This window comes from uncultured Holdemanella sp., from assembly GCF_958348295.1.
GTDB lineage: Bacteria > Bacillota_I > Bacilli_A > Erysipelotrichales > Erysipelotrichaceae > Holdemanella.
The window spans coordinates 1-11,379 of record NZ_CATVYQ010000058.1 but is presented as its reverse complement, the minus strand read 5'-3'; the positions used below and the strand labels follow the sequence as shown (position 1 = coordinate 11,379).

The following is an 11,379-nucleotide window of genomic DNA, read 5'->3' as shown; positions in this document are numbered from 1 at the left end:
ATGTCTTTTTCATAAATCTAATGCTCCTTTCATTTTGGGTATAAAAATAGACGCTCATTTCTGAACGTCTACATTACTGAAAGGCTTGTCCTCTCACACATATTCTATTTTAATAGGTACAACAGTTGCCTTTCTCCTTGTATTTTCGTTGTTTTCATCACTTGCGTTATCTACAACCTCCATGACCAGCATCGATCATAATGGTTTCTTTTGTGCTTTTGGCAGAAATGTTTATATTTGTTTCATTGAGAAATGTAAAGGTGCACCCAATACAAAAAATCAATAAGAGTGATATTAATAATTTTTTCATGGGCTTATTAAAACATGTAATCCTTAAATGTTTCTTAAATTGCTGTCCCTTAAAATTAAGTTAAAACTGTATATTTTAAAGGATACAGTAAAATGCTAATATAGGGACACGTTTTAAAAAGGAGAAATGATTATGACAAATGAAACGACAAGAAGAATCGCAAAAACAGCTTTAATGGTCGCATTGATCTTTGTATGTACATTCACAATTAAGCTTCCAAATCCAGCAACTGGAGGATATACACATATGGGAGATTGTATGGCATTTCTTGCTGTACTTTATTTAGGTAAAAAGGATGGTGCTTTAGCTGCAGGATTAGGCGCAGCATTAAGTGATTTATTGACTGGGGCTATGATTTGGGTACTTCCAACTTTTATCTTTAAATTCATCATGGGATATATCATGGGTGTTATACTTGAAAAGGGAAATAATGAAAAAATGGATTGGATTGTTGGAGCTAGTCTTGGTGGCTTGTTTCAATGTTTCGCATATACATTATTTAAGATTCCTTTATTTACGGCAGCAGTCGCCTTTGCGTCTGTACCTAGACTTTTAGCTCAAACGATTATGGGTCTAGTTATTTATGCGATCGTTGCGAATGTTTTGGCAAAATCTAAAGTGCTATCTTTACAAGGAGTTGTCGCATGAAAAAAATCGATGCACATGCACACTTAGGCTATATTGGCGGATGGGCCAATGTAAAAATGGATGTAGACGAATTGATTTCGTTAATGGATACATATGAAATTGAAACGACAATGATTTGTGTTTTGGATAATGAAGTAGCTTACAAGGCTATGCAGAAATATCCAGGTCGTATTGAAGGGTGTGTCTATGTAAATCCTTTAGAGCCAGATTGTTTAGATTTGATTGATAAATATGTAAAGCTTGGTTTTAAAGCTATTAAACTACAACCATTACGCCACGCCTATTGTGCGGATAGTGAAATTGTAGATCCTGTATTAGATAAGGCTGAAGAATATGGAATCCCTGTTTGTATACATTCAGGCCATCCACCTTATTCACTTCCTTGGCAAATTGGATTACTTGCCGAAAGACATCCAAATTGTAAAGTACTAATGATTCATATGGGACATGGTCATGGAGTTTATATTGATGCAGCATTAAAAATGGCTCGACGGTATCCAAATATTTACTTGGAAATGTCGGGTATGCCTATGCATACAAAAATAAAAGAGGCATATGATACAGTAGGACACGATCGAATCCTATTTGGAACGGATGGTCCTTTCCATCATCCTACAGTTGAGATGCAAAAAGTATTAATGTGTGGCGTTGATGAACAGGGTTTAGAAGATATTTTCTATAATAACGCAAAGAAATTTTTTGAATTAGGATAGTTTTATCCTAATTTTTTTCTTTACAAGTGATATATACTGTTATACACTGTTATATAGAAGGTGATACAATGATTATTATCAATAATAGTTCAATGATTCCAATTTATGAACAGATTGTGAATCAAGTGAAACAAAATATTGTGGATGGTAAGTTAAAAGAAGGAGATGCTTTACCGAGTGTTCGTGGTCTATCAAAAGATTTAAAAATATCGGCTTTAACTGTTAAAAAAGCATATGACATTTTAGAAGCGGATGGTTTATGTAGAACGGTTCAAGGTAAGGGTTCGTTTGTGTTGGGGGTAAATCCTGGCTTGGTACATGAGCAGCGTGTAGTTGAAATCCAAAAGGATTTAGAGAAGATACTGGATAAAGCGAAATCTTATGATTTATCAAAGGATGAAATTAGAGATTTATTTGATATCTTGATGGAGGAATAAGAATATGCGATTTGTAAAGACATATAATGATTTTAAATTGGATTGTAAACTTGAATTAAAACCAGGAACAATAACGGCTTTGATTGGTCGTAATGGCTCTGGTAAGACCACTTTGTTTAAATTGTATCTTGGTTTGATTGAAGATGATGATAAACATACAAATCAAGTGAATAAAGAAGAAATTGGGGTTGTATGGAATGATTCGAGTTTTAGTTTGGTTTTAAATGTTCTTGAAATTAAAAAGATTCTAATGTATTCCTATAAACATTTTGATTGTGATTATTTTGATTCTATGATTTCTCGATTTGAATTGGATCCAAAGAAACCACTAAAAGAATATTCTACAGGTATGCTTTCAAAATTGAAGATTATTATTGCGACAAGTCTTCATGCGAAAATATTATTGTTGGATGAGCCAACGAGTGGTTTAGATGTGATTGCACGAAATGAAGTATTAGATTTGTTGCGGGATTATATGGAACAAAATGAAGAGGTTTCCATATTGATTAGTTCACATATCGCAAGTGATTTGGAGGGTTTGTGTGATGAATTTTACTTTATTGAAAAAGGAGAAATCATTCTTTGTGAGCAGGATCTAGAATCTTATGCACTATTAAAGGGTGTTGATGAAACTGTGGATTTAAGCTATGCATTAAAAAAGATAGGTTTGACGTATCTTACAAATGAAAGACAATTCTATGTAGAAAACTATCCAAATCTAGTCATTGAAAAAGCACATATTGATGATTTGATAGAATATATGATCAAGGGGGAAACTGTATGAAGAGTTTGTTAGTCAAAGATTTCTTGTTGATGATAAAAAGTAAGAAAGTCATATTGTTTATGTTGTTCATTGGAATCATTGGTGGGATAAATGATATTTCATTTGCGACAGGTTATATCTTGATGGTTCTTGCGATATTAAGCTTATCTACAATTTCGTATGATGAAGCCAATCACGGCTTAAAGACTTTGTTTACGTTGCCTATTTCTAAATCGGATTATGTGAAAGAAAAATATTTGTTTTCTTTGATTATTACGGGAATTGGTTTTGTGTTTGTCACAATATTAAGCTGTTTTAGTAAAAGTGGCTTCATGGAAACACTTATAATTTTATCAACCGCTTTGTTGTTGTTAGCTCTATCTTTGCCATTTCAATTAAAGGAAGGCAACGAAAAAGGAAGAATTGTATTATTTGTGGTTGTGTTTGGATGTACCTTCTTATTCGCTTTCTTAAATCAATTTATTCCTAAATTCTTTGAATCTATAAAATCGGTATTAAATACAATGGATCCAACTATGTTTAGTGTAGGTTTATTGATTAGTAGCTTTATTTTATATTTTATTTCCATGCTGATTTCAATTCGAGTATACAAAAACCGTGTTCTTGATTAATTCACAAGTTTACCTACAATGTGATTGATGATATTCGCAATTTCTTCACAAGATTCAATACATCCTGCATCGATCCATTGTTGGATGGTTGCCAAAGATCCAAAAAGAATGTAGTTTTTGATGTATGGATCGTTTTGTGAGACTTGTTCAAGTTGATTGTTGATGGAATCGAGTGCTAGAACTTGTTTAGGAAATTCATTGTCGACATTGCATTCAAAAAAGATTTTGATGGTTTCTTTATTGGATTTTAAAAATTGGAGCAATTGGATAAAAGAAGTTTCTTTTGGCTGATCATTTAATTGTTCATTGATTAGTTTAATGACTTCTTGCTCCATTTCTTTAATGACATCATATTGACTTCCATAATACTTATAAAAGGTGGAACGATTGATATCGGCCTTTTCACATAAGCTAGAAATGGTAATCTTATTGATGTCTTTTTCTTTTAGACATTCGAATAAAGCGAGACGAATGAATCTTTTCGTCATTTGTATTTTTCTGTTCATAATCAACACTTGTTGCTTTCGTAAAAATATGTTAAAATCAGTCGATTGAAAAATCAAGAGATAATTTTCTATAATTAGTTCAAATGGAGGGCTTTTTATGCTTCAATGTAAAAATATTATGAAAGATTATGTTTCAGGAGATGAAATTGTACATGCATTAAAAGGTGTATCACTTTCTTTTCGTGAACATGAATTTGTTTCAATACTTGGACAGAGTGGATGTGGTAAGACTACATTTCTAAATATTATTGGTGGTTTGGATCATTATACTTCGGGGGATTTAATTATTAACGGAAAAAGTACAAAGGATTATAGTGATAAAGACTGGGATACGTATCGTAATCATCAGGTTGGTTTTGTGTTTCAATCTTATAATCTGATCATGCATCAAAGTGTTTTAAGTAATGTAGAATTGGCTTTAACACTAACGGGAGTCAATAAAGAGGAAAGAAGAAAAAGAGCTATAGAGGCTTTAAATAAGGTTGGACTTTCGGATCAAATTCATAAAAAGCCAACCCAGATGTCGGGCGGACAAATGCAGCGTGTGGCGATTGCCCGTGCTATCGTCAATAATCCAGATATTATTTTGGCCGATGAGCCAACCGGTGCTTTGGATAGTACAACAAGTGTGCAAATTATGGAGATCTTAAAGGAAATCTCTAAAGATAAGCTTGTCATTATGGTCACCCATAATCCGCAATTGGCAGATGAATATTCGAGTCGAATTATACGTTTAAAGGATGGTTCTTTAGTATCGGATTCTAATCCTTTTAATGAACAAGAAATGAATGTGGATACGAGTGTATTAAAAAGACCTGGCATGTCTTTTAAAATGGCTTGTTCATTAAGTTTAAATAATTTAATGACAAAAAAGGCACGAACATTTTTAACATCTTTTGCCGGAAGCATTGGCATCATTGGAATCGCATTGATCATGTCATTATCGCATGGTATGCAGTCGTATATTGATCAAATGGAAAATGATACAATGGCCAGTTACCCGATTGAGATTCAAGCTAATTCAAGTGATATGTCTACATTAATGACAACGATGATGGGCATGAAGAAAGAAAGCAAGGAACACAACGATTCTAAGATATATTCTCGTCCTTATGTGGAGGATGTATTAGAATCTTTATCGAGTTCAAAAAAGAATAACTTATCAGCTTTTAAATCGTATATTGAAAGTAATAAGGGAAAAGAATTTAGAAAGACAGCCAAAGCGATTGAATATGATTATAATTTAAATCTTCAGGTTTATAATGAGAATACAGATTCTGGCTTAGTGCAAGTATCGCCAAATGGTTTGTTGGATAAATTAGGCATGTCAGATATGATGTCCCTGCAAACCCAATTTATGGATTCAAGTGCTATGACCAATGATCAAGTGTGGCTTTCTTTACCCGAATCGAAAAAGCTTCGAAATGATGAATATCAGCTTGTTGAAGGTAAGTGGCCAACAAACTATAATGAGGTGGTTTTAGAGGTCGATGAAAATAATGAGATAACAGATTATGCACTGTATTCTTTGGGATTGTTAGATCAGGATGAATTGGTTAAGAATTATCAAAAGATTTTAAATGGAGAGACGGACAAGATTTCAAAGACAAATCTAAAATCTTATAGTGTGGATGATATCTTAAATTTGAAGTTTAGATTGGTTCTAAATAGCGATTTATATCAAAAGGTAAATGGTTTATGGATCAACCAAAGTGAAAATGAATCATATATGCAGAATGTTGTTTCGAAGAGTCCTGAAATTAAGGTGGTTGGAATTATTAAGCCAAGTGAATCCACGGTTTCACAACCAACAATGGGTGGTGTGTATTATACAAAGGCTATGGAAGAGTATGTAACTTCTAAGACGGAGAATGCTCAAATTGTAAAAGAACAAAAGACAAATCCAAATATCAATATTTTTACACAGGCCGAATTTGCTTCAGGTCAAAAGATGAGTATGTCAAATCTTACAAATGAGCAGATGATGCAGCTTTCTAGTATGTCGCAAGAAGAATTGATGAATTACATGAATACGTATAATGAGAATATCAATGCAACATATGATTCGAATTTGACTAAACTTGGTGTTGTAGATTACTCAAATCCGACAAAGATTTCTTTATATGCATCAAGTTTTGATGGAAAAGAAAAGCTGAGTGATTTGATTACTTCTTATAATAAGAAACAGACAAAGAGCAATGTGATCACATATAATGATTTTATTGGTACGATGTTAAGTTCAGTAACAAGTGTTGTGAATATCATTAGTTATGTTTTGATTGCCTTTGTATCTGTATCACTCATTGTATCAAGCATCATGATTGGTATCATTACGTATATTTCAGTATTGGAGCGTACAAAAGAGATTGGTATCTTACGCTCCATTGGTGCTAGTAAGAAAGATATTACGCGTGTATTTAATGCAGAAACATTCATTATTGGATTGATCAGTGGTGTATTAGGCATATTAATTACACTTGTATTGAATGTTCCAATTAGTGTGGTCGTAAAGAATATGACTGGTGTTGCGCATATTGCCAAATTACCTGTCAATGGAGCTGTATCCTTGATTTTCATTGATTTAGTATTAACGATTCTTGCAGGATTGATTCCATCCAAGATTGCAAGTAAAAAAGATCCTGTAGAGGCGTTAAGAAGTGAGTAATCACTTCTTTTTTGGTATAATTATGGGCGAGGTGTGCGCCAGTTCGGTGCCAAATATTTAGCTGGTGGGAATCCAGCCTGGTAAAACCTAGCAAGTTGCCAGTACCAAGTCCTTGGAGCACCAAAGGCTAACAATGGTGTTTAAGCGTAGGACAGGGAATAGGAACGCCGTAATGCGTAAGCGTGAAGTGATTGAGCTCCGTTAGAAATATCGATTGTGTGGGGTGGTCTATTACCTCATAGGGTCACCAACAAGAAATAGTCGTTAAAGCGAGACTATGAAAACACACCGGAGTCCTAGAGCATGGCATACCTGATATTGTGATATTTGACATACCTGGGAGACCTGGATGGTTCTGTACATGAGACAGTAGGGAGTATCGATCAATGCAATGATGAGTGCGAACGAAGACCATCGAGGAGTCGGATTCGTCCATAGTACCGTGGAAAGCAGTAATGACGCCGGAGGGAAGGGATGGACAATAAGTTGCTTTTGCAATCAAAACATAGAAAGCACAGGAGGCATGAAATCTATGGAAAAAGAGAAAGCAGAAATAGCCAGTCTCGTAGCAAGATATGATAGAGTACAGTCGTTAATGAAGTATGTAAATAGTGACACGCTCAAGGAGTCCTACAGAAAGCAACCAAAAGGAAAATCTGTAGGAGTGGATGAGATAACCAAGGAACAATATGGAGAAAACCTAGACGAAAATATTGAAAATCTTCTAATTAGAATGAAGAAATTTTCTTATAGGCCCTATCCAGTGCGCAGAGTTCTAATACCGAAAGGGAATGGGAAAATGCGAAAACTTGGTATTCCGTCATTTGAGGATAAAGTCGTGCAAGGAGTCTTCAAGGAGATTCTAGAAGCGATTTATGAACCAAAATTCAAAGAATTTTCTTTTGGTTTTCGTCCGAACAAAAGTTGCCACGATGCAATACAAAGAGTAAACAAACATATCATGGCAGACAAGGTTAACTACATCCTAGATGCAGATATTAAAGGGTTCTTTGACAACATTGACCATGACTGGATGATTAAATTTTTAGAGCATGACATAGCAGACAAGAATTTTATCAGATACATCAAACGATTTCTGATTGGTGGAATTATGGAAGATGGAAAACGACTGGCTACAGATTCGGGAACAGTACAGGGAGGATTAATATCACCAGTACTGGCAAACGTATATTTACATTATGTACTTGATACATGGTTCGATTATGTAAAGAAACATGAATTCAAAGGCGAAATGTATATGGTACGATACGCCGATGATTTTGTATGTCTGTTTCAATACGAGAAAGAAGCGCAAAAGTTTTATCAGCTTCTAATAGAGAGACTAAAGAAGTTTGGTCTTGAAATTGCAGAAGATAAAAGCAGAATACTACCCTTTGGCAGATATAGGGGAACAAAGGAATCCTTTGATTTTCTAGGTTTTACGCATTACAATGCGAAAAGTCATTGGAGTAAATACTGCGTACTGCATAGAACAAGTAAGAAGAAGTTGAAAATGAAAAGGGAAGCCATTAAGAAATGGTTATGGGAGCGTATGCACGAAAGCATTATGGACACCATCAAAGCGTTGAATGTGAAACTAACAGGACATTACAGATATTATGGGATTTATGGAAACTATGTTGGTCTGCAAAAGTTCTATAAATATGTCCTAATAGAATTGTGGAAAAGCAAGAGGCGTAGAGACCAGACTAATTGGCTGACATGGAAGAAATATATAAATATCTTAAAGATACATCCATTAGAGTGTCCTAAGATATATTTAAATAGTGCTTATTAGGTGAATAGCTTGTTGAAGAGCCGTATGCCTTAATAGGGCACGTGCGGTTCTGTGAGGGGCTTTTGAGACTTGAACCTCTCATCGCAAAAATTATTTTATATTGATGAAAGGAGAGAAAGTCGAGACAAAGTCTACTCGACGATTTCATGATTCGAAAAGGAACGATTGAAGATGCAGAAATATTATCTAAGGTAGAAGCAACTTGTTTTCCACCCAATGAAGCAGCAACTTCAAAAGAGATTCAAGAAAGATTAAATGTATATGCGAATCATTTTCTTTTATTGTTCGAAAAAAATCAATTGATTAGTTTTATCGATGGTTTTTGTACAAACCAAAGAGATTTAACGGATGAAATGTATAGTGATGCTTCGATGCATGATGAAAATGGGGACTGGCAAATGATATTTGGGTTAAATACTTTGCCGGATTATCAAAGAAAGGGTTATGCTGCAAAAATCATGAATGCGATGATTCATATGGCTAGACAAGAAAAGCGAAAAGGATTAGTGTTAACTTGTAAAGATAGATTGGTGCCTTACTATAGTAAGTTTGGATTTAAAAATGAGGGTGTATCCTCAAGTGTTCATGGTGGTGTAGTTTGGTATCAGATGCGATTGGAGTTTTAAATATGAATATAATAAATATGGTGAAGAAATATCAAAAGAAAAAAGCAAAAAAAGCTGCAAAAGAAGAGTTGAAACAGATGATTCCTACGTTAAGAGGTCAATTGAATGAAATGACTTCTGGTTTGGATGAATTAAATGGTCTTCTTAAAAAGATTACGCGTTCATGAAGTCAAAGATTTATTTAGCTATCGATTTAAAGTCTTTCTATGCTTCTTGTGAATGTGTCTCTAGAGGATTGGATCCTTTAACTACAAATTTAGTTGTTGCGGATGCTTCTAGAACAGAAAAAACGATTTGTTTGGCTGTATCGCCTTCTTTAAAGCAGTATGGAATTGGTGGAAGGTGTCGTTTGTTTGAGGTGAATCAAAAGGTAAGAGACGTGAATGCCCAAAGGAAAAAGGGGTTTTTGCGTTTTGATGGTAAATCGAGTGATGATGAAATTTTAAAGCAGAATCCTAGATTTGAAGTCGATTTTTTAATTGCACCTCCAAGAATGAAATACTATTTGGATATCAGTACACAAATTTATAATATCTATTTGAAATATGTTTCAAGTCAGGATATTCATGTATATTCCATTGATGAAGTGTTTATTGATGCAACGCCATATTTAAATACGTATCAATTAACACCAAAAGAATTCGCAATGAAAATGATTTTAGATATTTATGAAACAACTGGCATCACGGCTACGGCTGGCATTGGTACCAATCTTTATCTTGCCAAGGTGGCAATGGATATTGTGGCCAAACATAAAGATCCAGATGAAAATGGGGTTCGTGTTGCGGCTTTAAATGAATATAGGTATCGTAAATTGTTGTGGAATCATAAGCCTTTGACTGATTTTTGGCGCGTTGGAAAAGGGTATGAGAAAAGATTGCATAAACTAGGTATTGATACAATGGGTAAGCTTTGTGCCTTTAGCTTAGAACATGAGGATGTTTTGTTTAAAACATTTGGTGTAAATGGCGAACTATTGATTGATCATGCCTGGGGATATGAGCCTTGTACAATGGAAGATATTAAGGCGTATAAACCGGAAAAGAATAGTATAGGTTCGGGTCAGGTCTTATCTTGTGGATATGAAAAGGAAAAGGCTAAGATTTTAGTAAAGGAAATGGTGGAATCTTTAACTTTAAGTTTGGTGGATAAGCATTTGGTGACAAATAAAGTGGTTCTTACAATTGGTTATGAAACAAATGAAGCATATACAGGTGAAACAATGGTTGATTTTTATGGACGTGTTTTGCCGAAAAGCTTAAATAAAATTGTTCATTTACCTCAAAAGACAAATGCGAATTCAATTCTAATTCAAAATATATTGGATGTATATGATCGGTATGTGGATCCGAGTTTATTGGTGCGAAGAATCAATGTGGCAGCTATTGAAGTGGTTGATGAAAAGAATCGTGGCTTTGAACAGATCGATTTATTTTCAAATGCGGATGAAGAAGAATTGAAGAAGGAAAATGATCTTCAAAAGGTGACTTTAAAAATAAAGAATAAGTATGGCAAAAATTCAATTTTAAAGGGAACGGATTTTGAGAAGGGTGCCAAGGCCAAAGAAAGAAATGAGCAGATTGGAGGGCATAAGGCATAATGGATGAAAGATGGTATACAATGGATCGTCCTAAAAGTAAATATCCAAAGATGTCGATGTTAGATCGTGCTGCTCAATTTGCACCTTTTGCGGCTTTAACAGGTCATAAAGAGGCGATATTGGAACAACAAAGAATAACTCAGACAAAACGCATTTTATCGAATGAAGAAAAGCTTGAAATCAATGAGAAAATCACTGAATTGATGCATTTGAAATCGAAATGTAGAATCACTTATTTTGAAAAGGATAAGACAAAAAGTGGTGGTCAGTACATGGAGAGCGTTTTATCTTTTAAGCGTATAGATGAATTGAATAAGGTGTTATATTTTAAAAAGAATATTCAGATACAAATAGATGATATTGTAGATATTGAAATATTGGAACAGTGATGTTCCTTTTTCTTTGGAAATACGAAAAAAAACAGCCATTGGCTGCTTGATAGAGATTGCATTCCTAATTTAAAACGCTTGTATTGTTGTCTTGTGAAGTTTATGCCTTTCAATCGTTTTAAATAGAATACTTGTTAGTGGAAAGATGATATCTTTTATTATGGGATATCGAACATGAGTATCAGATAGAAAATATTCTGAATACATTTATGTATAGTGCAATCTAAGAACACTCGTGACTTTAGTCATGAGATGAATTAGATGTGCAGATGTTAGATAAATAATTTAAAAA

The 11,379-nt window shown here is 34.2% G+C and carries 12 protein-coding genes; 11 read left to right on the top strand and 1 reads right to left on the bottom strand.

Translation table 11 applies throughout. The features are described 5' to 3' along the window. The first annotated feature begins 442 nt into the window (after positions 1-442). The 5 genes from Q3907_RS09475 (at position 443) to Q3907_RS09455 (ending at position 3,503) form a co-directional block, all read left to right on the top strand. Entirely contained in the window at positions 443-958 is a 516-nt protein-coding gene (locus Q3907_RS09475) for an ECF transporter S component (protein ID WP_301898098.1), read from the top strand. Beyond that, positions 955-1,671 (top strand): amidohydrolase family protein, encoded by a 717-nt coding sequence (locus Q3907_RS09470; RefSeq protein WP_278464182.1) that lies wholly within the window; start codon positions 955-957, stop codon positions 1,669-1,671. The genes Q3907_RS09475 and Q3907_RS09470 overlap by 4 nt, the downstream gene beginning before the upstream one ends. Positions 1,672-1,739: 68 nt before the next feature. Further along, positions 1,740-2,108 (top strand): GntR family transcriptional regulator, encoded by a 369-nt coding sequence (locus Q3907_RS09465; RefSeq protein ID WP_278464181.1) that lies wholly within the window; start codon positions 1,740-1,742, stop codon positions 2,106-2,108. Between the two features lie 4 nt (positions 2,109-2,112). Continuing rightward, positions 2,113-2,892, top strand: coding sequence for an ABC transporter ATP-binding protein (locus Q3907_RS09460; RefSeq protein ID WP_278464180.1), 780 nt, complete (start codon positions 2,113-2,115; stop codon positions 2,890-2,892). Further along, positions 2,889-3,503: an ABC-2 transporter permease gene (locus Q3907_RS09455; RefSeq protein WP_301898097.1), complete on the top strand. Its 615-nt coding sequence runs from the start codon at positions 2,889-2,891 to the stop codon at positions 3,501-3,503. The genes Q3907_RS09460 and Q3907_RS09455 overlap by 4 nt, the downstream gene beginning before the upstream one ends. Here the strand turns inward: Q3907_RS09455 and Q3907_RS09450 are convergent. After that, the gene (locus tag Q3907_RS09450; RefSeq protein ID WP_301898096.1) at positions 3,500-4,009 is read right to left on the bottom strand and encodes a TetR/AcrR family transcriptional regulator; all 510 of its coding nucleotides are present in this window, start codon (positions 4,007-4,009) and stop codon (positions 3,500-3,502) included. The genes Q3907_RS09455 and Q3907_RS09450 overlap by 4 nt on opposite strands. 97 nt (positions 4,010-4,106) lie before the next feature. Here Q3907_RS09450 and Q3907_RS09445 point away from each other — a divergent pair, with 97 nt between their 5' ends. The 6 genes from Q3907_RS09445 (at position 4,107) to Q3907_RS09420 (ending at position 11,087) form a co-directional block, all read left to right on the top strand. Then, entirely contained in the window at positions 4,107-6,674 is a 2,568-nt protein-coding gene (locus Q3907_RS09445; protein ID WP_301898095.1) for an ABC transporter ATP-binding protein/permease, read from the top strand. Positions 6,675-7,206: 532 nt separating this feature from the next. Continuing rightward, positions 7,207-8,472: a group II intron reverse transcriptase/maturase gene (ltrA, locus tag Q3907_RS09440; protein WP_301898094.1), complete on the top strand. Its 1,266-nt coding sequence runs from the start codon at positions 7,207-7,209 to the stop codon at positions 8,470-8,472. 146 nt (positions 8,473-8,618) lie between these two features. Continuing rightward, positions 8,619-9,098, top strand: coding sequence for a GNAT family N-acetyltransferase (locus tag Q3907_RS09435; protein ID WP_278464176.1), 480 nt, complete (start codon positions 8,619-8,621; stop codon positions 9,096-9,098). Between the two features lie 2 nt (positions 9,099-9,100). Next, positions 9,101-9,265 carry a hypothetical protein gene (locus Q3907_RS09430; protein ID WP_301898093.1) on the top strand — a complete coding sequence of 55 codons (165 nt, stop codon included), beginning with the start codon at positions 9,101-9,103 and terminating at the stop codon, positions 9,263-9,265. Continuing rightward, entirely contained in the window at positions 9,262-10,698 is a 1,437-nt protein-coding gene (locus tag Q3907_RS09425; protein WP_301898092.1) for a DNA methylase, read from the top strand. Before Q3907_RS09430 ends, Q3907_RS09425 begins: the two co-directional genes overlap by 4 nt. Beyond that, entirely contained in the window at positions 10,698-11,087 is a 390-nt protein-coding gene (locus tag Q3907_RS09420; protein ID WP_301898091.1) for a YolD-like family protein, read from the top strand. The genes Q3907_RS09425 and Q3907_RS09420 overlap by 1 nt, the downstream gene beginning before the upstream one ends. Positions 11,088-11,379: the final 292 nt, after the last annotated feature.

Excerpts from the sequence above, each read along its gene's own strand:
- Q3907_RS09475 (WP_301898098.1), top strand. The coding sequence starts at position 443 with ATGACAAATGAAACGACAAGAAGAATCGCAAAAACAGCTTTAATGGTC.
- Q3907_RS09470 (WP_278464182.1), top strand. The coding sequence starts at position 955 with ATGAAAAAAATCGATGCACATGCACACTTAGGCTATATTGGCGGATGG.
- Q3907_RS09465 (WP_278464181.1), top strand. The coding sequence starts at position 1,740 with ATGATTATTATCAATAATAGTTCAATGATTCCAATTTATGAACAGATT.
- Q3907_RS09460 (WP_278464180.1), top strand. The coding sequence starts at position 2,113 with ATGCGATTTGTAAAGACATATAATGATTTTAAATTGGATTGTAAACTT.
- Q3907_RS09455 (WP_301898097.1), top strand. The coding sequence starts at position 2,889 with ATGAAGAGTTTGTTAGTCAAAGATTTCTTGTTGATGATAAAAAGTAAG.
- Q3907_RS09450 (WP_301898096.1), bottom strand. The coding sequence starts at position 4,009 with ATGAACAGAAAAATACAAATGACGAAAAGATTCATTCGTCTCGCTTTA.
- Q3907_RS09445 (WP_301898095.1), top strand. The coding sequence starts at position 4,107 with ATGCTTCAATGTAAAAATATTATGAAAGATTATGTTTCAGGAGATGAA.
- ltrA (WP_301898094.1), top strand. The coding sequence starts at position 7,207 with ATGGAAAAAGAGAAAGCAGAAATAGCCAGTCTCGTAGCAAGATATGAT.
- Q3907_RS09435 (WP_278464176.1), top strand. The coding sequence starts at position 8,619 with ATGATTCGAAAAGGAACGATTGAAGATGCAGAAATATTATCTAAGGTA.
- Q3907_RS09430 (WP_301898093.1), top strand. The coding sequence starts at position 9,101 with ATGAATATAATAAATATGGTGAAGAAATATCAAAAGAAAAAAGCAAAA.
- Q3907_RS09425 (WP_301898092.1), top strand. The coding sequence starts at position 9,262 with ATGAAGTCAAAGATTTATTTAGCTATCGATTTAAAGTCTTTCTATGCT.
- Q3907_RS09420 (WP_301898091.1), top strand. The coding sequence starts at position 10,698 with ATGGATGAAAGATGGTATACAATGGATCGTCCTAAAAGTAAATATCCA.